The following is a 21,082-nucleotide window of genomic DNA, read 5'->3' on the forward strand; positions in this document are numbered from 1 at the left end:
CCGACCGCTCAGGAGGCCTCGGCCAGGGCCAGGTGCACGCAGACCGCGACCCCCGCCATCGCCTTCTCCACCTCGTCGAGCGGCGGGAACGTCGGCGCGAGCCGGATGATCGCGTCCTGCGGGTCGTCGCCGCCGGGGTGCGTGGCGCCGGCCGGGGTGAGCGCGATGCCGGCCTCCTTGGCCAGCTGCACGATCCGGGTGGCCCGGCCCTCGGGGACGGTCAGCGTGACGAAGTACCCGCCCCTGGGCGTGGACCACGAGACGCCGGGGGTGTCGGCGAAGTTCTCCGTGAGGACCTTCTCCAGCGCGGCGAACTTCGGCGCGATCAGCTCGCGGTGCTTCGCCATGTGCGCAGCGACCCCCGCGGCGTCGCCGAAGAACAGGGCGTGGCGCAGGTGGTTGACCTTGTCGGGGCCGATGGTCCGCTTGCCGGTCAGGGCGAGCCACCACTTGACGTTGGCCGGCGACGCCCCCAGGAACGCGACGCCCGCCCCGGCGAGGGTGATCTTCGACGTGGAGCCGAACACGAACGGGCGGTCGGCGTGCCCCGCCTCGGCCGCGAGCGCGAGGACGTCGGCGACCTCGAGCGCCTCGTCGGTGAGGTGGTGCACCGCGTAGGCGTTGTCCCACATGATCCGGAAGTCGGGGGCCGCGGTGGGCATCGTCGCCAGCCGCCGGGTGACCTCGTCGGAGTAGACGACGCCGTCGGGGTTGGCGTACTTCGGCACGCACCAGATCCCCTTGATCGACGGGTCGGCGGCGACGAGCTGCTCGACCACGTCCATGTCGGGGCCCTCGGGCGTCATCGGGACGGCGACGAGCTCGATGCCGAGCCGGTCGCACACCGCGAAGTGCCGGTCGTAGCCGGGGACCGGGGCGAGGAAGACGACCTTCTCCTCGTCGACCCAGCGCCGCTCGGCCCCGGGCAGCGGGGACAGCAGCGCGTGCACGAGCGTGTCGTGCATGAGCTCCAGGCTGGAGTTGCCGAACGCGATGAGCTGCTCGACCGGCACCTGCAGCGCCGGGGAGAAGATCTCGCGGAGCTCGGTGAGTCCCTGCAGCCCCTGGTAGTTGCGGGTGTCGGTGCCGTCGGCCGCCCGGTACCGGTCGCCGGGGAGGCCGAGGATCGCGTTCGAGAGGTCCAGCTGGGCCGCGGAGGGCTTGCCGCGCGTGAGGTCGAGCTTCATGCCCTGCGCCACGAGGGCGTCGTAGGCCTCCTGGGCGCGGCTGATGACGTCGGTGGTCATGCTGATCCTCCAAGCGAGAGAGCGTCGCGGGCGGCGGCCGCGGCGGCGCGCAGATCGTCGAGCTGCTCGGCGACGCGCTCCCCCGCGGTGCCCCCGCGGGCGTTGCGCGAGGCTATCGAGCCCGCGACGGTGAGCACGTCCCGCACCCCGGGGGTGAGCGCGGGGTGGACGGCGGCGAGCTCGGCGTCGGTCAGGTCGGCCAGGCCGACCCCCCGACCCTCCGCCGCACGGACGCAGCCGCCCGCCGCCTCGTGGGCCACCCGGAACGGGACGCCCTGGCGCACCAGCCACTCGGCGACGTCGGTGGCCAGGGTGAAGCCCTCCGGCGCGAGCGCCGCGAGCCGGTCGGTGTGGAACGTGAGGGTCGCCACCATGCCGGCGACGGCGGGCAGCAGCAGGCCGAGCTGCTCCACGGAGTCGAACAGCGGCTCCTTGTCCTCCTGCAGGTCGCGGTTGTACGCCAGCGGCATGGCCTTGAGCGTGGCCAGCAGCCCGGTGAGGTTGCCGATCAGGCGGCCCGCCTTGCCGCGCGCGAGCTCCGCGACGTCGGGGTTCTTCTTCTGCGGCATGATCGAGCTGCCGGTGGAGAAGGCGTCGTCGAGCGTGACGTAGGAGAACTCCGCCGTGGCCCACACGATCACCTCCTCCGCGATCCGGGAGAGGTCGACCGCGATCATCGCGAGGACGAACGCGGCCTCGGCCGCGAAGTCGCGGGACGCCGTGCCGTCGATGGAGTTGGCACTCGAGGAGTCGAAGCCCAGCTCGCGGGCGACCGCCTCGGGGTCCAGGCCGAGCGAGGAGCCGGCCAGTGCACCCGAGCCATAGGGCGACACCGAGGCGCGGCGGTCCCAGTCGCGGAGGCGGTCGACGTCGCGCAGCAGCGCGTGGGCGTGCGCGGCGAGGTGGTGGCCGAGCAGCACCGGCTGGGCATGCTGCAGGTGGGTGCGGCCGGGCATCGGCGCTCCGGCATGGGCGGTGGCCTGCGCCACGAGCGCGTCGACGACGTCGAGCACTCCCCCGCCGACGCGGACGGCCGCGTCGCGCAGCCACATCCGGAACAGCGTGGCCACCTGGTCGTTGCGGGACCGGCCGGCGCGCAGCTTGCCGCCCAGCTCCGGGCCGGCGCGCTCGATGAGCCCGCGCTCCAGGGCGGAGTGCACGTCCTCGTCGCCCTCGGCCGGGCCGAACGCCCCGGACTCGACGTCGGCACCGAGCTTGGCCAGCGCGTCGAGCATGCCGGTGAGCTCATCGTCGGTGAGCAGGCCCGCCCCGTGCAGGACGCGGGCGTGCGCGACCGACCCGCGCACGTCGTAGGGCGCGAGCCGCCAGTCGAAGTGGGTGGACTTGGACAGGGCGGCGAGGGCGTCGGCCGGGCCGGACGCGAACCGGCCGCCCCACAGCGCGGAGCCGGCCATCAGTCGGTGCCCGCCTCGAGCGCGGCCTCGTCGAGGAACTTCTCGGCGTCGGGCTTCTCGTCGGCCGCCGCGATCCGGTCGAACCCGCCCGAGGGCAGCTCGCCGAACAGGGTGCCGTGCTCGACGAGGACGGTGCCCTGGTCGTGCGGCTGCGCGGCGTAGGCCTCCAGCTTGGCGCGGGAGTCGGCGATGTCGAGGTTGCGCATCGTGAGCTGGCCGATCCGGTCGGTCGGGCCGAACGCGGCGTTCTCCACGCGCTCCATCGACAGCCGCTCGGGGTGGTAGGAGAACCCGCTGCCCTGCGTGTCGAGGATCGAGTAGTCGTCGCCGCGGCGCAGGCGCAGCGTGACGGTGCCGGTGACCAGCGAGGCGATCCAGCGCTGCACGGACTCGCGGACCATCAGCGCCTGGGGGTCGAGCCAGCGGCCCTCGTAGAGCAGGCGGCCGAGCTTGCGGCCCTCGTTGTGGTAGTTCGCGACCGTGTCCTCGTTGTGGATCGCGTTGACCAGCCGCTCGTAGGCGGCGAACAGCAGCGCCATGCCGGGGGCCTCGTAGATCCCGCGCGACTTCGCCTCGATGATCCGGTTCTCGATCTGGTCGGACATCCCCAGCCCGTGCCGGCCGCCGATCCGGTTCGCCGCCAGCACCAGGGCGACCGGGTCGGCGAAGCGCTCGCCGTTGATCGCCACCGGGTACCCGGCCTCGAAGGTGACCGCGACGTCCTCGGTCGCGATCTCGACCGAGGGGTCCCAGAACCGGACGCCCATGATCGGCTCGATCGTCTCCAGGGACACGTCGAGGTGCTCGAGGGTCTTGGCCTCGTGCGTGGCGCCCCAGATGTTGGCGTCGGTGGAGTACGCCTTCTCCGCGGAGTCCTTGTAGGGCAGCCCGCGGGCGGTGAGCCACCGGCTCATCTCGTCGCGGCCGCCGAGCTGCTGGACGAAGTCGGCGTCGAGCCACGGCTTGTAGATGCGCAGCTCGGGGTTGGCCAGCAGGCCGTAGCGGTAGAACCGCTCGATGTCATTGCCCTTGAAGGTGGAGCCGTCGCCCCAGATGTTGACGTCGTCGGCGTGCATCGCGCGGACCAGCAGCGTGCCGGTGACAGCACGACCCAGCGGCGTGGTGTTGAAGTAGGTGCGGCCCCCGGACCGGATGTGGAAGGCGCCGCAGGCCAGCGCGGCCAGGCCCTCCTGCACCAGCTGCGGCCGGATGTCGACCACGCGGGCGATCTCGGCGCCGTACTGCCGGGCGCGGTCGGGCACCCCGGAGACGTCCAGCTCGTCGTACTGGCCGAGGTCGGCGGTGTAGGTGCAGGGGATCCCGCCGCTCTCGCGCATCCACGCGACCGCCACGGAGGTGTCGAGACCCCCGGAGAAGGCGATGCCGATGCGCTCACCCTGCGGGAGGGAGGTCAGGACCTTGCTCAAGAAGTGCTCCTCATCGACAGATCGCGCAGCAGCGCGACGAGTTCGGCACCGGTCAGGGGCTCGCGGGCCACCACCAGGAGGGTGTCGTCGCCGGCGATGGTGCCGACGACGTCGTGCAGTGCGGCGCGGTCCAGCGCGCTGGCCAGGTAGTGCGCGCCGCCGGGCGGCGTGCGCAGGACCGCCAGGTTCCCACTCGCGTCCGCGGACACGAGCAGGTCCCCCAGCAACCGCGTCAGGCGGGCGGTGCCGCCCTCGATCCCGCGCACCGGGCTGCCGTCGTCGGGGATGACGTAGACGGGTGTGCCGCCGTCGGCGCCGCGGAGCTTGACCGCGCCCAGCTCGTCGAGGTCGCGGGACAGGGTGGCCTGCGTGGTGCCGATCCCGTCGGCCTCCAGCAGCGCCAGCAGCTCGCTCTGGCTGTGGACCCGCCGCTGGGCGATCAGCTCGACGATCCGGGCCTGCCGGGCCACCCGGGACGCCGCGGTCATGCCCGGAGCAGCCACGTGAGCAGAGCCTTCTGTGCGTGCAGCCGGTTCTCCGCCTCGTCCCACGCCGCGCTCTGCGGGCCGTCGAGGACCTCGTCGGTGATCTCGTCGCCGCGGTGCGCGGGCAGGCAGTGCAGGACGATCGCGTCGGGGTTCGCCCGGGCCAGCAGCTCGGCGTCGACCTGCAGCGGGCGGAACGGGGCGGCGCGGTCGAGCCCGTCGGACTCCTGGCCCATCGAGACCCAGGTGTCGGTGACGAGCACCTCGGCGCCCGCGACGGCGGCGTGCGGGTCGGCGACCAGGTCGACCCCGCCGCCGGTCTCCGCCGCCCTGGCCTTGGCGTCCCGCAGGATCTCGGCGTCGGGCCGGAAGCCCTCCGGCGCGCAGATCCGGACGTGCATCCCGGCGGTCGCCCCGCCGAGGAGCAGCGAGTGCGCCATGTTGTTGGCGCCGTCGCCGAGGTAGGTGAGCGTGAGGCCGGCGAGGCGGCCGAAGCGCTCGCGGATCGTCTGCAGGTCGGCCAGGACCTGGCAGGGGTGGAACTGGTCGGTGAGCGCGTTGACCACCGGCACCGTGGCCGTCCCGGCCATCTCCTCGATGCGGGACTGGTCGCCGGTGCGCCAGACGATCGCGTCGACGTAGCGGGACAGAACGCGCGCGGTGTCGGCGATGGTCTCGCCGCGCCCGAGCTGGCTGGCCTGCGCGTCGACGATCAGCGGCTGGCCCCCGAGCTGCGCGATCCCGACCTCGAAGGAGATCCGCGTGCGCGTGGACGACTTGTCGAACACCACCGCCACCGGCCGCGGCCCGGCCAGGGGCCGGTGGGCGTACCGGTCGGCCTTCATCGCGTCGGCGAGGTCGAGGATCTCGGCCTGCTCGGCGGGCGACAGGTCGTCGTCGCGCAGGAGGTGCCTAGGCATCCGTCGCCCCGTCCAGGATCGCGGGCAGCGCGGCGACGAACTCGCCCGCCTGCGCCTGCGTGAGCACCAGCGGCGGCGCGAGGCGGATGCGGTCGGGCACGGCGTTGTTGACGAGGAACCCGGCGTCGCGGGCGGCGGTGGCCACCGCGGCGGAGACGGGCTCGCCGAGCAGGATGCCGATGAGCAGCCCGGCCCCGTCGACGCCGCGGACCAGCGGGTGCCCCAGCGCCTCGACGCCCGTGGTGATCGTCTTGCCGACGAGGTTCACGTGCTCGAGCAGCCCGTCGGAGGCGATGGTGTCGAGCACCGCGAGCGCGGCGGCGCAGCACACGGGGTTGCCGCCGAAGGTGGTGCCGTGCTGGCCCGGCTCCAGCAGCCCGCCCGCGGCACCGATGCCGATGCAGGCCCCGATCGGCAGGCCGCCGCCGAGCCCCTTGGCCAGCGTGATGACGTCGGGCACCACGCCCGCCGTCTGGTGGGCGAACCACGCCCCGGTGCGCCCGACGCCGGTCTGCACCTCGTCGAGGACGAGCAGCGCGCCGCGGGCCGCGGTGATCTCGCGGGCGGCCGCCAGGTAGCCCGGCGGCGGGGTGACCGCGCCGGCCTCCCCCATGATCGGTTCGAGGAAGACCGCGGCGGTGTGCTCGTCGACCGCGGCGTCGAGCGCGGCGACGTCGCCGTAGGGCACGTGCGAGACGCCGGGGGTCATCGGTTCGAACGGCGCGCGCTTGGGCGGCTGGCCGGTGAGCGCGAGAGCGCCCATCGTGCGGCCGTGGAAGGCGTTCTCCGCGGCGACGATGTTCGGGCGCCCGGTGCGCCGGGCCATCTTGAACGCGGCCTCGTTGGCCTCGGCGCCGGAGTTGCAGAACAGCACCCGGGCGTCACCGGCGTCGAGCAGCTCCAGCAGCCGCTCGGCCAGGGCCAGCGGCGGCTCGGTGAGGTAGAGGTTGGAGGTGTGGCCCAGCGTCGAGATCTGCCGGGTGACGGCCTCGACGACCGCGGGGTGGGCGTGGCCGAGCGCGTTGACCGCGATCCCGCCGAGGAGGTCGAGGTAGCGGCGGCCGTCGGCGGCCCAGACCTCGGCGCCCGACCCGCGCACCAGCGCGAGCGGCGGGGTGCCGTAGTTGTTCATCATCGCGGCCTGCCACCGCTGCGCGAGGCTCATGGGATCACCATCGTTCCGACTCCGTCGTGGGTGAAGACTTCCAGCAGGACCGAGTGCGGGACCCGGCCGTCGATCACGTGGGCCTGGCCGACCCCGCCGCGCACGGCGCGCAGGCAGGCCTCCATCTTCGGCGCCATGCCCGCCTCCAGGCCGGGGAGCATCGGATCCAGCTCGGCCGCGGTGAGCTCGCTGATCACCGACTCCGGGTCGGGGTAGTCGGCGTAGAGCCCCGCGACGTCGGTGAGCACCACGAGCTTCGCCGCGTCCAGCGCGGCGGCGAGCGCGGCGGCCGCGCTGTCGGCGTTGATGTTGTAGACCTGCCCGTCGACGTCGGGCGCGATGCCCGCGACGACCGGGATCCGCCCCGCACGGACGATGTCGAGGACCGCGTCCGGGCTGACCTCGACGACGTCGCCCACCAGCCCGATGTCGACGACCTCGCCCCCGACCAGCGCGGTGCGCTTCTCCGCGGTGAACAGCCCCGCGTCCTCGCCCGAGAGGCCGACGGCGTACGGCCCGTGCTGGTTGATCAGTCCGACGAGCTCGCGCCCGACCTGCCCGACCAGCACCATCCGCACGACGTCGATCGTCTCGGGGGTGGTGACGCGCAGCCCGCCGCGGAACTCCCCCGGCAGGCCCAGGCGCGTGAGCATCGCGCTGATCTGCGGGCCGCCGCCGTGCACGACGACCGGCAGGATCCCGGCGAGGCGCAGGAACACCATGTCGCGGGCGAAGGCCTGCTTGAGCTCCTCGTCGACCATGGCGTTGCCGCCGTACTTGACGACGACGATCTTCCCGTGGAAGCGCTGCAGCCAGGGCAGGGCCTCGGCGAGGATGCCCGCCTTCTCCCCGGCCCGCTCCAGCCGCTCGCTACGTGGGGTACGCACTGTTCTCCTCCACGTAGGCGTGGGACAGGTCGGTGGTGAGGATCTCGCCCTCGCCGTGGCCGAGGCCGAGCGCGATCGCGACGACGATCTCCGCGCCGGACAGGTCGACCGACGTGCGCCCGCCCGCCGCGACGCCGCCGGTGCACAGCGGGACATCGTTCACGGCGATGTCGAGCCGGTCGGGGTCGACGGCGGCGTCGGAGTAGCCGACGGCCGCGGCGATCCGGCCCCAGTTGGCGTCGGACCCGAACAGCGCGGTCTTGACCAGGCTGTCGCGGGCGACCGTGCGGGCCACGACGACGGCGTCGTCCTCCGAGGCCGCCCCGGTGACCCGGACGGTGATGCGCTTGGTGACGCCCTCGGCGTCGGCCTGCATCTGCCGGGCCAGTGACCGGCAGGTCAGGGTGAGCGCCTCGGTGAACTCCGCCGGGTCGGGCCGCACCCCGGACGCGCCGGAGGCGAGCAGCAGCACGGTGTCGTTGGTGGACATCGAGCCGTCGACGTCGAGCCGGTCGAAGCTGACCCGGACCGCGGCGCGCAGCGCGGTGTCGAGCGCCGCGGCGTCGAGGTCGGCGTCGGTGGTGAGGACCGAGAGCATCGTGGCCATCGAGGGCGCGATCATCCCGGCGCCCTTGGTGGTGCCGCCGATCCCCCAGCCCGCCTCCGAGGTGTACCCGGCCTGCTTCGCGACGGTGTCGGTGGTCATGATCGCGGTGGCCGCGGCGGTACCGGCGGCCTCGTCGGCGCCCAGGCCGGCGTGCGCCTTCTCCACCCCGGCGAGCACGGCGTCGCGCGGGAGCTGGGCGCCGATCAGGCCGGTGGAGCAGATCGCGACCTCGACGGCCCCGCAGCCCAGCAGCTCCGCGGCCCGCTCGGCCGTGGCGTGCGCGGTCTGGAACCCCTCCGGGCCGGTGCACGCGTTGGCCCCACCGGAGTTGAGGACGACCGCGCGCAGCGCCCCGGACGTGAGCACCTGCTGCGACCACAGCACCGGCGCGGCCTTGACCTTGTTGCGGGTGAACACCCCGGCCGCGGCGGACCGCGGCCCGTCGTTGACGACGAGGGCCAGGTCGGGGGCGCCGCTGGACTTCAGTCCCGCGACGACCCCGGCCGCCCGGAACCCCTGGGGGCCGGTGAGACTCACGGTGCCACTCCGTTCGACGGCAGGCCGGTGGTCTCGGGGAGCCCGACGGCCAGGTTCATGCACTGCACGGCGGCGCCGCCGGTGCCCTTGGTGAGGTTGTCGATCGCGGCGACCGCGATCAGCCGGCCGGCGTCGTGGTCGACGGTGACCTGCAGGTGGACGGTGTTGGCGCCGAGCGTGGCCGCCGTCGTCGGCCAGACGCCCTCGGGCAGCAGGTGCACGAACGGCTCGTCGGCGAAGGCCTTCTCGTAGGCCTCGCGCACCTCGCCCGCCGACGCCGACGTGGGCGCCGAGCAGGACGCGAGGATGCCGCGCGGCAGCGGGGCGAGGACGGGGGTGAAGCTCACGTCGACCGTCCTACCGGCCACCCCCGACAGGTTCTGCACGATCTCGGGGGTGTGCCGGTGCACGCCCCCCACCCCGTACGCCGACAGCGAGCCCATCACCTCGGCGCCGAGCAGGTGCGGCTTGAGCGACTTGCCCGCCCCCGAGGTCCCGGTGACGGCGGTGACGACGACCGAGGGCTCCGCCAGGCCCGCGGCCAGCGCGGGGAACAGGGCGAGGCTGATCGCCGTGGGGTAGCAGCCGGGGACGGCGACGCGCTTCGTGCCGCGCAGCGCGTCGCGGGCCCCGGGGAGCTCGGGCAGGCCGTAGGGCCAGCTCCCGGCGTGCTCGCCGCCGTACCAGCGCGACCACGCGGCGGCGTCGACGAGCCGGTGGTCGGCCCCGCAGTCGATCACCACGACGTCGGCGCCGAGCTGCGCCGCGAGCGCGGCCGAGTGGCCGTGCGGCAGCGCGAGGAAGACGACGTCGTGCCCCGCCAGCGTCTCGGGGGTCGTGTCGAGCAGCACCCGGTCGGCCAGTGCGAGCAGGTGCGGCTGGTGCTCGCCCAGCCGCGTCCCCGCGCTCCCCCCGGCCGTGAGGGCCCCGATCTCGACGTCCGGATGGGACAGCAGCAGCCGGAGGACCTCTCCCCCGGCGTACCCGCTGGCTCCTGCGACCGCGATCCGCACCATGCGCATGACTATGCACGACTCCGGAATCTCATGCAAACGAGTTCTGTCGGTGCCCCTGCCTATCGTGGCGGGCATGTCCGATCTGGCCGACGCCGTGCGCGCCGGGCTGGCCGCCCGGGCCGATCCCGAGCAGGCCGGGCCGATGCAGCGCTACATGAAGTCCGCGATGCCGTTCCGGGGCGTGCCGAAGCCGGGACGCGAGGACCTGGTGCGGGAGCTGGTCGCAGCCCGGCCGGTGCCTCCCGCCGACGAGTTCACCGCGGCCGTCACCGACCTGTGGGACGCCGCGGAGTTCCGGGAGGAGCGCTACGTCGCGCTCACCCTCACCGGGCACCGGCGCTGGGCCCCGTCCCAGGACGCGTCCTGGGTGCCGCTGTACCGGCACTGGATCGTCACCGGGGCGTGGTGGGACTTCACCGACGAGATCGCCTCACGACGGATCGGTCCGCTGCTGCGCGCCCACCCCGCGCCACTGACCCCACTGCTGCGCACCTGGGCCACCGACCCCGACCGCTGGCTGCGCCGCACGGCGGTCATCGCCCAGCTCCACGCGGGCGAGGCCGTCGACCTCGCGCTCCTCGTCGACGTCGTCGAGGCCACCCTCGACGACCCGGACTTCTTCCTGCGCAAGGGCATCGGCTGGGCTCTGCGCCAGCACGCCCGCATCGATCCCGACTGGGTCCGCCGGTTCGTCGACGACCACCCCGGGCTCTCCCCGCTGTCGCGCCGGGAGGCCCTCAGGCACCTCGCGTGAGCAGCCCATCCCGGCGAGCGCGTCGTACCAGGCGGGATCGAGCCAGTACTCGCCGTGCCCGCGCAGCGGGAGCAGGCACGCCCGCTGCAGCGTCCGGTCGGCAGGCGGCGGCGGGTCCGCGAGGCGCCAGTCGGGGCCGTACTGCTCGCGGGCGGGCGACGACACCCGGCCGAGGTCCCCGACCCACTGCGGCGCACCCCGGTTCCAGCTGAGCACCGGCCCGGCCAGCGCGTCGGTGTCGCGGTAGAGGTTGCGCCAGTTCCCGCGCAGGTCGGAGTGCAGCGCGGTGACGGCGTCGAGGTTGACGTAGGCCGGGAACCCCCGGGCGAACATCACCTGCAGCTGCGAGCCGAACGTCAGGTACGCGATCCGCTCCAGCAGCGCCCGGTCCGCCGCCGACGCCGCCAGCCGGACGAGCGCGGCGAAGGTCAGCAGGCTGCCCTGGCTGTGCCCGCAGACCGCGAGCCGGGCCGCACCGGCGTCGCGCAGGTGCCACCGGATCCGGTCCTCCAGGTCGGCGACGGCCCGCGCGGAGTACGCGGAGGGCACGAACGGGTGCACGGCCCGCGGCCAGAACGCGATGACGTCCCAGACGACGTTGATCCCGCGCCGGGCCGCCGCCCCGAACAGCGCGGTGCGGGCGAGCAGGATCAGCCCGGTCGCGAGGGCGGTCAGGGTCAGCGTGCCGAACGCGAGCAGGGCGACCTGGAACGCGGGCGCGGCGACACCGGGCCGGGGCCACCAGCTGAGCACGTCGAGCACCCACGGCAGGGCGACCGCGGGCAGCCCGAGCACCGGCGCGAGGTCGATGGCGGCGACCACCGTGAGCACGACGCCGAGGACCCCGAAGGTCGTGAGCACGCAGACCAGGCCGTTCTTCACCCGGGCCGTCCACATCGCGGCGGCGACCGTCCGCGTCCAGCGCCCGGTCAGCCACGGACAGGACACCGCCACCCGCGGGGCCACCGCCGCCACCGCGGCCCGCCGGCGCAGCAGCAGGTACCCGGCGAGCAGCACGACGCCGACGGCGGTGATGCCCCACGCGTAGGCGACGCGGGAGAGCAGCTCCGGCACGACGACCGGCCGCTCCGGCGACGTCAGCGCCGCCGCGACGACCGTCGTGAAGGCACCGGAGTAGCCGACGCCCAGGAACAGGCCGAGCAGCGCCAGGAGCGTGGCCGCCCGCCCGCCGGCGTAGGGGGCGAAGGGACCCTCCGCGCGGTGGGTGCGCGCGAGCAGGGCGTTCGCGACCGCCAGCACCGCGACGGCGAGCACCGCGACCAGCATCACCAGCACGGGGACGACGTCGCTGCCCGGCAGGCCGCCCGGTCCGCCGCCGACCGGCTGCAGCAGCGCCGCACCGACCGTGACCAGCGCGACGGCCCCGCCCAGCACCGCGAGCACCTGGGCGACCAGCTCCCGGTTCCGGCTGCGGCGCCGGGCGGCGGCGACGTCGGCGGGTGCCCACGGGTTCGTCGCGGTGTCGAGGTCGCGCAGCCCGACCGTCACCGTGACCGCGACCAGCCCGAACAGCACCGCGGCCGCCGCCCGGAGCACCTGCGGGAACCCGGCGGACCCGGTCAGCCCCGCACCCACGCCCGCGACGACGGCCAGCCCGCCCGCGACGTGCAGCGCCTGCAGCGACCGGAGGTCCCGGACGCCGACGAAGAAGTCGTGGCGCACCAGCGCGCTGGGCCGCTCGTCGTCCGGGGACGCGGGGCCGTCGGTGCCGGCCGCCTCCCGGACGTCGGGTGCGGGCGGACCGGCCGCCCAGCGGTAGGCGGCGAGCAGCGCGACCGGGGCGAGGAGGGCGAGCGCGTAGGCGCCGCCACCGGTCGCGCGGGCCTGCTGCCAGGCCCACAGGTCGACCGTCATCGTCGCGACGGTGAGGACGAACAGCGCGGTCAGCGCGAGCCCGAGCAGCCGCAGGGCCGCGCCTGCCAGCTCGTGCCACCGCCTCTCCCCCGGCGTGCGCGGCCGCGGCAGCGTGAACTGCGCCGCGTTGACCAGCCCGAACGGCGCCAGCAGCAGCCACAGCGCCTGGCCGAACGACCCCGAGGTGAGCCGGCCCCAGTGGTAGGCCTCCACCACGTGACCGTCGGCCTCGGGGAGCTCGACGCCCCGCCGGTCGGCGCGGCGGAAGACCCGGCCCAGCTCGTCGCCCGCCACCTGCACGACCCGGTCGACGTCGAGCATGTCCTCGGGATCGGTGGCACGGACCCCGTGCACCCTCAGCTCGACCCAGTGCCCGGCCACCCGCCACCTCCCGCGCGGCGGAACCCGCTCCGCCCGTCACCGGACAGAGGGACGGGGGCCCGGTTGCGTACACCGGCCACCGGTTCGGCCGAACGCCCACGGGGAACGGGGTCGCCGGGCTACGGTCGCCGGCGTGCGAGGAGGACGGGCGGCCGCAGCGCCGGGCGTGCTGCTCGCGGCGCTGCTCGTCCTGGGCGCCGCGGCCTGCAGCACGGCCGTCCCGGGCGCGGGCCGGGCGGCCGCGCCGGTCGTCACCGACGCGCCCGTCGTCACCGGCGCACCGGGCACCACCGGCCCGCCGCCGGGCCCGCGCAGCGCGCTGGACGCCGACGTCGTCGACGACGAGTGCCTGCTCGACGCCGTCGCGTTCAGCGCCCTGCTCGGCGAGCCGGTCCTGCCCCCGGAGCAGACCGCGGTGACGCGCGCGGACGGGTCCCGCCCCACGAGCTGCGTCGCCACCTCCACCGGCGGCGAGCCGCTGGCAGCGATCAACGTCTACGCGACCCGCACGGGCACGCCCGCCGACTTCGTCCGGGCCGCCCCGCCGCAGGGCCGCCGCGAGCTGAGCGGGGTCGGCGAGGCCGCATCGCTCGTCGACACCGCGCCGGGCGTCACGCTGCAGCTCGCCGGGCCCCGGTACGTCGTCACGGTCGCGGTCCTCGACGGCGCCCCCTCCGACGACGCCTGGCGGGCCGCGGCGCGGGCGGCGCTCGCCGCACTGCCCGACTAGCGGGGCCGGTCCGCGTCACCGTTGCGCTACCGGATCCCGTCCCACAGCTCCCGCAGGCCGCCGCGCGGGTCCGTCCGCGTCTCCACCACGTCGCCGAAGCGGCGGACGGCCCGGTCCTGCGCGTAGGGCGGCCAGCCCGGGTCGCCGGTGCGGGCGAAGGCCACCCAGGCCGCGTGCATCGCGTCGGCCAGCTCCTGCGGCGGGTCGCCGCCGCCCAGGTCGGAGGCCGCGGCCAGGGTGTCGAAGACGAACCCGATCTCCAGCGCGTGGCAGGAGCCCAGCCGCCCGTCGAGGACGGGGGTGACCCAGTCGAACTCGTAGACGTGCGCGCGGCCGTTCGCCTCGGCCAGACGCACCGCGGGGATGCGGAAGAACCAGTCGCCCATGAGGTCGGCCAGCACGAGCCCGGGCGGGCTGTCGGGGCGCTCGGCCCGGTACGCGTCGACCGCGCCCGCGGGGAGCCGGTACGCCCCGGCGACCAGCGCGACCGCGGCCTCGGTGACCTGGTCGGCCGCCCCCGTCGGGACCAGGAAGAACCGGTGCTCGTCGCGGTTGCTGCCGACCAGGACGTCGACGTCGGCGCTCGCGCCGGCGGCGATCGCCTCGATCGGCAGTGCGGGCAGCACCTCGCCGTCGACGACCGGCTCGAAGACCATCGAGTTGAGCGTGATCTCGCCCCACCTCCCCGGGTCGGGCCGGGTGGCCGACTGCGCGCTGAGGGCCTGCTGCCCGGCGACGAGCCGCGCGGGCTCCGCCCCGGCGAACCCGGCGACGGTCGGCTCGACCCCGACCTCCTCGGCCAGGTAGCCCGCGACCTTCGACGCCGTGGCCGCGCTCAGCGCGTGGTGGGCGGCGCCGCTCTGCAGGATCGCGCGCCGGAACAGCCCCCGCGCCGACGGCATCGCGAGCAGCGCACCCACGCTCATCCCACCGGCCGACTCCCCGAACACCGTGACGGCGTCGGGGTCGCCGCCGAACGCGGCGATGTTGTCGCGGACCCAGCGCAGCGCCGCGACCTGGTCGAGCAGCCCGCGGTTGGCCGGGGCGTCGGGCAGGTGCAGGAAGCCCTCGGCCCCGAGGCGGTAGTTCACCGACACGAGGACGACGCCGTCGCGGGCGAACGCCGAGCCGTCGTAGACGGGGATCGAGTTGGAACCGTTGACGAACGCGCCGCCGTGGATCCAGACCATGACCGGGAGCCCGCTCGCGGCGGGGTCCGGCGTCCACACGTTGAGGTTGAGGATCTCCTCCCCCGGCACCCGGACGACGGGCAGCAGGTCGGAGAACGGGGCCGGGTAGCCGGGCGCGGGGGCGGTCGGGCCGTGCTCCAGCGCGTCCCGGACGCCCTCCCACGGCTCGACGGGCGCGGGCTCGCGGAAGCGCAGCGGCCCGAACGGCGCCGCGGCGTAGGGGATGCCGAGGAACGCGGTGACGCCGGAGGTGGCGTTGCCGCGCACCTCACCGGAGAGGGTCTTCACGACGGAGTGCATGGTCCCGTTCCTACCCCTCGTGCGCGGATCCGGCTGGCCCGGCAGCCGTTCCCGCGCACGGGCGGCGTCAGCCGCGCAGCACCGCCGCGTGCCGCTGCGTGGCGACCGCGACCGCCGCGTCGCGGGCGGCGTTGGCCTCCTCGCTGGTCAGCGTGCGGTCGGGGGCGCGGAAGCGCAGGGTGAACGCCAGCGAGCGCTTGCCCGCCCCGACCTGCTCCCCGGCGTAGACGTCGAAGAGCCGGACGGTCTCCAGCAGCTCCCCGCCGCCGTCGACCAGCGCGTCGGTGAGGTCGGCCACCGGGACGCCCTCGTCGGCGACGAGCGCGACGTCGACCCCGACCGGCGGGTACGGCGACACCCGCGGCGCGGGCCGCAGCTCCTGTACCGGGATCGCGTCGAGGTCGAGCTCCATCGCGCAGGTGCGCGGCGGCAGCCCGAGCGCCTCGACGACCTTCGGGTGCAGCTCGCCGGCGTGCCCGACCGGCCAGTCGCCGACCCGCAGCTGCGCGCAGCGGCCGGGGTGCCACGGCGCGAGGTCGGCGACGACGACGCGCAGCTCGACCCCCGCGGCCTGCCCCACCAGCTCGGCGGCGGCGACGGCGTCGGCCCAGGCCGCCGGGCGACCGGGTCCCCACCAGCCGCGCGCCTCGCGGTCACCGGCGAGCACCGCGGCGACGTGCAGCGGCTGCGCGGGCAGCGCGGCGCGGATCTGGGCGTACTCGGCGTCGGTGGGACGGCGGTCGACGGGTGGGTCCGGCATCTCGACCGGCTGCCGGTGCGGCAGCACGACCTGCCCGATGTGGAACAGCGCGACGTCGGACGCCCCGCGGGACCGGTTGCGGACCAGCATGTCGAGCAGGCCGGGCAGCAGCGTGGTGGTGAGCTCGGCGCGCTCGGCGTCGAGCGGGTTGAGGACGCGGACGGTGCGGCGGCGCACGTCGTCGGCGGGGAGGCCGAACGCGTCCCACACCGCGGGCCCGACGAACGGGAACGGCAGCACCTCGACGTACCCGGACTCGGCCAGCGCGCGCGAGACCGTGCGGCGCCGCGTCTGGGCCGGGGTGAGGCCCCGGCCGCCCGGGGCGGCGGGCAGGACCGAGGGGATCGAGTCGAGGCCCTCCAGCCGCAGGACCTCCTCGACGAGGTCGGCGGGCTGCACGAGGTCGGGCCGCCACGACGGCGGGGTCGCGATGACGCGGGCGCGCCCGTCGTCGCCGGTGACGAGCTCCACCGAGCACCCGACCTGGCCGAGCCGCCGGACCGTCGCCCCGCGCGGGTAGGCGCGGCCCGCGACGCGGTCGGGCTGGTCGAGCGGCATCGTGACGGCGGAGCGCTCGGGGGCGGTCCCGGCGTCGGTGCGGCCGTCGGCGATCGTGCCGCCGCCGTGCTCGACGAGCAGCTGCGCGGCGCGCTCGGCCGCGACCGGGGGCAGCATCGGGTCGACGACCCGCTCGAAGCGCTTGGACGCCTCGCTGGGCAGCTTGTGCCGCCGCGCGGCGCGGGCGATCACTGCCGGGTCGAAGTGCGCGGCCTCGATGAGGACGTCGATCGGGCCGTCGCCGTCGCGGATCTCCGTCGACGCCCCGCCCATGACGCCCGCGAGCCCGATCGGGCCGGAGTCGTCGGTGATGAGCAGGTCGTCGGGGTCGAGCGTCCGGGTGGCGTCGTCGAGGGTGACGAGCCGCTCCCCCGGCGCCGCCCGGCGGACCGAGATCGCGCCGCTGAGCCGGCCGGCGTCGTAGGCGTGCAGCGGCTGGCCGAGCTCGAGCATCACGTAGTTGGTGACGTCGACGATCAGCGAGATCGGCCGCATCCCGGCGGCGAGCAGGCGACGCTGCATCCACCACGGCGCGGGCAGCGCGGGGTCGACGCCGTCGACGCGGCGGGCGACGAACCGGGCGCACCCGGGGTCGTCCAGCGTGACCGGCCAGGCGTCGCCCTCGACCGCCGGAACCGTCACGCGCGAGGCGGGGTCGGTGTAGTCGCTGTCGAGCGCGGCCGACATCTCGCGCGCCAGCCCGCGGATCGAGAAGCAGTAGCCGCTGTCCGGGTTGACGTCGAGCTCGATGACCGCGTCGTCGAGCCCCAGCAGGCCCCGCGCGTCGTCGCCGGGCTCACCGGAGCCGGGGGGCAGCACGAGGATCCCGGCGTGGTCGCTGCCGATCCCCAGCTCGCGGACGGAGGCGATCATGCCGTCGGAGACGTGGCCGTAGGTCTTCCGGGCGGAGATCGCGAACCCGCCGGGCAGGACCGCGCCCGGGAGCGCGACGACGACGAGGTCGCCGACCGCGAAGTTCCGGGCGCCGCAGATGATGCCGTTGGTCTGCTCGGGGCCGACCTGCACCTGGCACCAGCGGATCGGCTTCTTCAGGCCCGTCAGCTCCTCGATCTCGAGGACGCGGGCGACGACGAGCGGCCCGGTCAGCTCGGGTTCGCGGTGGATGTCCTCCACCTCGAACCCGACGCGCACGAAGGCCTCGGCGGTGTCGTCGACGGAGGGGAGGTCGCCGACGAGGTCGGCGAGCCAGGACTGGGGAACGCGCACGGGACTCTCTCCTACACGCCGAAGGCGCGGCTGAAGCGGACGTCGCCCTCGACCATGTCGCGCATGTCGGGGATGCCGTTGCGGAACATCAGCGTGCGCTCCAGGCCCATGCCGAACGCGAAGCCCGAGTACACCTCGGGGTCGACGCCGCAGGCCCGCAGGACGTTGGGGTGCACCATGCCGCAGCCGCCCCACTCGACCCAGCCCGCGCCGCCCTTCTTCTGCGGGAACCACACGTCGGGCTCGGCGGAGGGCTCGGTGAACGGGAAGTAGGACGGGCGCAGCCGGATCTTCGACGTCGTGCCGAACATGGCCCGGGCGAACGCGTCGAGCGTGCCCTTGAGGTGGGCCATCGTGAGGCCCTTGTCGATCGCGATGCCCTCGACCTGGTGGAACACCGGGGTGTGGGTGGCGTCGAGTGCGTCGGTGCGGAACGTCCGGCCGGGGCACACGACGTAGACGGGCAGGTCGCGGTCGAGCAGCGAGCGGATCTGCACCGGCGAGGTGTGCGTGCGCAGCACCTCCCCGACGGTGTCGTCGCCGTTGGCGAGGTAGAACGTGTCCTGCATCGTCCGCGCCGGGTGGTCCTTGCCGAAGTTCAGCGCGTCGAAGTTCAGCCACGACGACTCGACCTCGGGGCCCTCGGCCACCTCCCAGCCCATCGCCACGAACACGTCGGCGATCTGCTCGGAGATCTGCGTCAGCGGGTGCCGGGCGCCGCGGGGGATGCGGTCCCACGGCAGCGTGACGTCGACGGTCTCCTCGGCCAGCACGCGGGCGTCCCGCTCGGCGACGAGCACCTCGCGGCGGGCGTCGAACGCCTCCTGCGCCTCCTGCCGGGCGGCGTTGACGCGCTTGCCGGCGTCGGCCCGGTCGGGGCCGGGCAGCGAGCCGAGCTCGCGGCGCGCCAGCAGCAGCGGCGCGCGGTCGCCCAGGTGTGCGGGCTTCGCCGCCGTCAGCGCGGCGAGGTCGGCGGCGGCGTCGAACGCGGCCCGGGCGGCCGAGACGGCCGCGGCCAGCGACTCCGGGGTCAGCGCGCTCACTACGTCGGTGCTCTCAGTCATGGTGGGGTGATCCTAGGACGGCGCTCCGCGACGCCCGGCACGACGGTGCTCGGCGTCAGCGGCGACCGTCCTCCAGCGTGCGCACGGACCGCGCCCCCAGCACGGCGAGGGCGACAGCATCGGCAGGCTCTGGGCGGCGAGCACCACGGCGAGGTCCGCGACGCGGCCGGAGGCGTCCAGCACGGCGAAGGCGAGCGCGACCGGCGTCATCGCGCTGCCGGTCAGCGAGGCGAGCCGGCCGGCGAAGGACCAGCGGAAGACGCGCAGGCGCAGCGGGCCGGTCCGGGAGCGCACGGGTCATGGTGCGTCCGGCATCTGCCGGAGCACCACCGCCCCAGGGCGACCGGCCGTGGCCGGTCGCCTCACCAGGAGCGGCGCCGCGCCGCGGCCACGCTCGCGTAGAGGCAGACCGCGGCGGCCGTGGCCAGGTTGAGGCTCTCCGCGCGGCCGTGGATCGGCACCCGGACGCGGTGGTCGGCACGGGCCGCGACCGCGTCCGGCACCCCGTGCGCCTCGCCGCCGAACACCCACGCGACCGGGCCGGCGAGCACGGCGTCGGCGGCGGGGTCGTGCAGGTCGAGCTCGCCGTGGCCGTCGGCGACGAGGAGCGTCAGCCCCGCCGCGGAGCAGGCGTCGAGCACGGCCCCGGCGTCGCGGTCGCGGGCCAGGGGCAGGTGGAAGACGCTGCCGGTGGACGCGCGCACGGCCTTGCCGTTGTGCGGGTCGACGGTGTCGCCGGCCAGCAGCACGGCGTCGGCGCCCGCCGCGTCGGCCACGCGGATGACGGTGCCGGCGTTGCCCGGGTCGGCGATGCCCGCGCACACCGCGACCAGCCGTGGGGTGCCGCGCAGCGCGTCGGCGACGGGGACGTCGAGCAGCGAGCAGACGGCGACGATCCCCTGCGGGGTGACGGTGTCGGACAGCGATTCCGCGGCCCGCTCGTCGACGACCGTGATCCGGTCCGGGCCGTCGAGCAGGTCGGGGTGGCGGGCGGCGGCCTCGTCGGTGACGAACAGCTCGTGCACCGCTGCGGAGTCGAGGGCCTCGCGGACGGCCTGCGCCCCCTCCACGAGGAACCGCCCGGCCCGATCGCGCCCGGCGCGCCGCAGCAGCTTGCGGGCTGCGACGACGCGGGGGGTGCGTTCGGTGCCGGGCGGTGTGCCCGTCGGACGGCTCAGGCCGCCGTCTCCTTCTTGCCGTCCTGCGCCGGGACGTGCGCGCGGGCGATCTCGACCAGCGCGGCGAACGCGGCCGGGTCGCTGATGGCGATCTCGGAGAGGATCTTGCGGTCGACCTCGACGCCCGAGAGCGTGATGCCCTGCATGAACCGGTTGTAGGTCATGCCGTTGGCGCGGGCCGCGGCGTTGATGCGGGTGATCCAGAGCTTGCGGAACTCGCCCTTCTTCGCGCGACGGTCGCGGTAGGCGTAGTTCAGCGAGTGGAGCATCTGCTCCTTCGCCTTGCGGTAGAGCCGCGAACGCTGACCGCGGTAACCGCTCGCGAGCTCCAGGGTGCTGCGACGCTTCTTCTGAGCGTTCACCGCGCGCTTCACGCGTGCCATGGTGATTCCTTACGTATGGGGGGTGGGGGAGGTCAGCGGCCGAGCATGGTGTTGACGCGCTTGGTGTCGGCCTTGGCGACCTCGACGACACCGGAGAGGTCGCGCGTCTCCTTGCTCGACTTCACCTCGAGGCGGTGGCGCAGACCGGCCTGCTGGCGCATGAGCTTGCCGCCGCCGGTCACCTTGACCCGCTTGGCGATGCCGCTGTGCGTCTTGTTCTTCGGGTTCTTGCCGTGGTTCCGGGCCTTCTTGGGCATGGTGGTTCCTACTCCAGTGCTGGGGAGCGGGCAGGCCGTCAGGCCTGGTCCGCTTCGGCCTCGGGGGCCTGCTCCGGCTGCTCGGCGGCAGCGGGGCGGGCACGCGGGGCCGGCTTCTTGGTCGGTCCGATCACCATCGTCATGTTGCGACCGTCCTGCTTCGGGGACGCCTCGACCACACCCAGGTCCGCCACGTCCTCCGCGAGGCGCTGCAGCAGCCGGAACCCGAGCTCGGGCCGGGACTGCTCGCGCCCACGGAACATGATCGTGACCTTGACCTTGTTGCCGCCTTCGAGGAAGCGCCGGACGTGCCCGCGCTTCGTCTCGTAGTCGTGCTTGTCGATCTTCGGTCGGAGCTTCTGCTCCTTGATCGTGGTGAGCTGCTGGTTGCGGCGGGACTCCCGGGCCTTCTGCGCGGACTCGTACTTGAACTTGCCGTAGTCCATGAGCTTGCAGACGGGCGGGCGGGCCTGGGCCGCGACCTCGACGAGGTCGAGCTCGGCCTCCTGCGCCAGCCGCAGGGCGTCCTCGATACGCACGATGCCGACCTGTTCCCCGTTCGGCCCGACCAACCGGACCTCGGGAACGCGGATTCGGTCGTTGATGCGCGTCTCTGTGCTGATGGGGTCTCCTCGTATCGACGTCGTGTGGAGCGACGGAGCGGAGACCCGGCAACGATCACGGGCGGACGAGTACGCGACTCGTCGCCGGACCGGACC

At 74.8% G+C, this 21,082-nt stretch carries 19 protein-coding genes; 2 read left to right on the top strand and 17 right to left on the bottom strand.

Annotation, left to right across the window (positions count from 1 at the left end; translation table 11 throughout):
* Positions 1-8: 8 nt before the first annotated feature.
* From H6H00_RS25500 to argC, 9 genes are read right to left on the bottom strand one after another with little or no spacing between them, the layout of a single operon-like run.
* Positions 9-1,247 (bottom strand): aspartate aminotransferase type Ic, encoded by a 1,239-nt coding sequence (locus H6H00_RS25500; protein WP_185718203.1) that lies wholly within the window; start codon positions 1,245-1,247, stop codon positions 9-11.
* Positions 1,244-2,662 (bottom strand): argininosuccinate lyase, encoded by a 1,419-nt coding sequence (gene argH / locus H6H00_RS25505; protein WP_185718204.1) that lies wholly within the window; start codon positions 2,660-2,662, stop codon positions 1,244-1,246. The genes H6H00_RS25500 and argH overlap by 4 nt, the downstream gene beginning before the upstream one ends.
* Positions 2,662-4,089: an argininosuccinate synthase gene (argG, locus tag H6H00_RS25510; protein ID WP_185718205.1), complete on the bottom strand. Its 1,428-nt coding sequence runs from the start codon at positions 4,087-4,089 to the stop codon at positions 2,662-2,664. Before argG ends, argH begins: the two co-directional genes overlap by 1 nt.
* Positions 4,086-4,577 (bottom strand): arginine repressor, encoded by a 492-nt coding sequence (locus H6H00_RS25515; protein ID WP_185718206.1) that lies wholly within the window; start codon positions 4,575-4,577, stop codon positions 4,086-4,088. The genes argG and H6H00_RS25515 overlap by 4 nt, the downstream gene beginning before the upstream one ends.
* Entirely contained in the window at positions 4,574-5,494 is a 921-nt protein-coding gene (gene argF / locus H6H00_RS25520) for an ornithine carbamoyltransferase (protein ID WP_185718207.1), read from the bottom strand. The genes H6H00_RS25515 and argF overlap by 4 nt, the downstream gene beginning before the upstream one ends.
* Positions 5,487-6,659 (bottom strand): acetylornithine transaminase, encoded by a 1,173-nt coding sequence (locus tag H6H00_RS25525; RefSeq protein WP_185718208.1) that lies wholly within the window; start codon positions 6,657-6,659, stop codon positions 5,487-5,489. The genes argF and H6H00_RS25525 overlap by 8 nt, the downstream gene beginning before the upstream one ends.
* Entirely contained in the window at positions 6,656-7,546 is an 891-nt protein-coding gene (gene argB / locus H6H00_RS25530) for an acetylglutamate kinase (protein WP_185718209.1), read from the bottom strand. The genes H6H00_RS25525 and argB overlap by 4 nt, the downstream gene beginning before the upstream one ends.
* The gene (argJ, locus tag H6H00_RS25535) at positions 7,530-8,690 is read right to left on the bottom strand and encodes a bifunctional glutamate N-acetyltransferase/amino-acid acetyltransferase ArgJ (protein WP_185718210.1); all 1,161 of its coding nucleotides are present in this window, start codon (positions 8,688-8,690) and stop codon (positions 7,530-7,532) included. Before argJ ends, argB begins: the two co-directional genes overlap by 17 nt.
* The gene (gene argC / locus H6H00_RS25540; RefSeq protein ID WP_185718211.1) at positions 8,687-9,712 is read right to left on the bottom strand and encodes an N-acetyl-gamma-glutamyl-phosphate reductase; all 1,026 of its coding nucleotides are present in this window, start codon (positions 9,710-9,712) and stop codon (positions 8,687-8,689) included. The genes argJ and argC overlap by 4 nt, the downstream gene beginning before the upstream one ends.
* A gap of 58 nt (positions 9,713-9,770) precedes the next feature.
* On the opposite strand from argC, the gene H6H00_RS25545 reads away from it, so the two are divergent.
* Together H6H00_RS25545 and H6H00_RS25550 are read left to right on the top strand one after the other, a co-directional pair.
* Positions 9,771-10,460, top strand: a complete 690-nt coding sequence (locus H6H00_RS25545; protein ID WP_425566817.1) for a DNA alkylation repair protein — start codon at positions 9,771-9,773, stop codon at positions 10,458-10,460.
* Positions 10,461-12,849: 2,389 nt separating this feature from the next.
* Positions 12,850-13,446 (top strand): hypothetical protein, encoded by a 597-nt coding sequence (locus H6H00_RS25550; RefSeq protein ID WP_185718213.1) that lies wholly within the window; start codon positions 12,850-12,852, stop codon positions 13,444-13,446.
* A gap of 26 nt (positions 13,447-13,472) precedes the next feature.
* On the opposite strand, the gene H6H00_RS25555 is transcribed toward H6H00_RS25550, so the two are convergent.
* From H6H00_RS25555 to infC, 8 genes are all read right to left on the bottom strand, one after another.
* Positions 13,473-14,936 (bottom strand): carboxylesterase/lipase family protein, encoded by a 1,464-nt coding sequence (locus H6H00_RS25555; RefSeq protein ID WP_185718214.1) that lies wholly within the window; start codon positions 14,934-14,936, stop codon positions 13,473-13,475.
* Positions 14,937-15,003: 67 nt separating this feature from the next.
* Positions 15,004-17,481 carry a phenylalanine--tRNA ligase subunit beta gene (gene pheT / locus H6H00_RS25560; RefSeq protein WP_185718215.1) on the bottom strand — a complete coding sequence of 826 codons (2,478 nt, stop codon included), beginning with the start codon at positions 17,479-17,481 and terminating at the stop codon, positions 15,004-15,006.
* An 11-nt stretch (positions 17,482-17,492) separates the two neighbouring features.
* Positions 17,493-18,545 (bottom strand): phenylalanine--tRNA ligase subunit alpha, encoded by a 1,053-nt coding sequence (gene pheS / locus H6H00_RS25565; RefSeq protein ID WP_185718216.1) that lies wholly within the window; start codon positions 18,543-18,545, stop codon positions 17,493-17,495.
* A gap of 12 nt (positions 18,546-18,557) precedes the next feature.
* Positions 18,558-18,839: an MFS transporter gene (locus H6H00_RS25570; RefSeq protein WP_185718217.1), complete on the bottom strand. Its 282-nt coding sequence runs from the start codon at positions 18,837-18,839 to the stop codon at positions 18,558-18,560.
* Positions 18,840-18,907: 68 nt separating this feature from the next.
* Entirely contained in the window at positions 18,908-19,723 is an 816-nt protein-coding gene (locus H6H00_RS25575) for a TrmH family RNA methyltransferase (RefSeq protein WP_185722777.1), read from the bottom strand.
* Positions 19,720-20,106, bottom strand: a complete 387-nt coding sequence (gene rplT / locus H6H00_RS25580) for a 50S ribosomal protein L20 (RefSeq protein WP_185718218.1) — start codon at positions 20,104-20,106, stop codon at positions 19,720-19,722. The genes H6H00_RS25575 and rplT overlap by 4 nt, the downstream gene beginning before the upstream one ends.
* A gap of 32 nt (positions 20,107-20,138) precedes the next feature.
* Positions 20,139-20,363, bottom strand: a complete 225-nt coding sequence (gene rpmI, locus H6H00_RS25585; protein WP_141282502.1) for a 50S ribosomal protein L35 — start codon at positions 20,361-20,363, stop codon at positions 20,139-20,141.
* Between the two features lie 38 nt (positions 20,364-20,401).
* Positions 20,402-21,001 (bottom strand): translation initiation factor IF-3, encoded by a 600-nt coding sequence (infC, locus tag H6H00_RS25590; RefSeq protein ID WP_221776026.1) that lies wholly within the window; start codon positions 20,999-21,001, stop codon positions 20,402-20,404.
* Positions 21,002-21,082 lie beyond the last annotated feature (81 nt).

Origin of the sequence: Pseudonocardia petroleophila (assembly GCF_014235185.1) — a bacterium.
Classification (GTDB): domain Bacteria; phylum Actinomycetota; class Actinomycetes; order Mycobacteriales; family Pseudonocardiaceae; genus Pseudonocardia; species Pseudonocardia petroleophila.

Coding starts and splice junctions, on each gene's coding strand:
- H6H00_RS25500 (WP_185718203.1), bottom strand. CDS start 1,247: ATGACCACCGACGTCATCAGCCGCGCCCAGGAGGCCTACGACGCCCTC.
- argH (WP_185718204.1), bottom strand. CDS start 2,662: ATGGCCGGCTCCGCGCTGTGGGGCGGCCGGTTCGCGTCCGGCCCGGCC.
- H6H00_RS25515 (WP_185718206.1), bottom strand. CDS start 4,577: ATGACCGCGGCGTCCCGGGTGGCCCGGCAGGCCCGGATCGTCGAGCTG.
- argF (WP_185718207.1), bottom strand. CDS start 5,494: ATGCCTAGGCACCTCCTGCGCGACGACGACCTGTCGCCCGCCGAGCAG.
- H6H00_RS25525 (WP_185718208.1), bottom strand. CDS start 6,659: ATGAGCCTCGCGCAGCGGTGGCAGGCCGCGATGATGAACAACTACGGC.
- argC (WP_185718211.1), bottom strand. CDS start 9,712: ATGCGCATGGTGCGGATCGCGGTCGCAGGAGCCAGCGGGTACGCCGGG.
- H6H00_RS25555 (WP_185718214.1), bottom strand. CDS start 14,936: ATGCACTCCGTCGTGAAGACCCTCTCCGGTGAGGTGCGCGGCAACGCC.
- pheS (WP_185718216.1), bottom strand. CDS start 18,545: ATGACTGAGAGCACCGACGTAGTGAGCGCGCTGACCCCGGAGTCGCTG.
- rplT (WP_185718218.1), bottom strand. CDS start 20,106: ATGGCACGCGTGAAGCGCGCGGTGAACGCTCAGAAGAAGCGTCGCAGC.
- rpmI (WP_141282502.1), bottom strand. CDS start 20,363: ATGCCCAAGAAGGCCCGGAACCACGGCAAGAACCCGAAGAACAAGACG.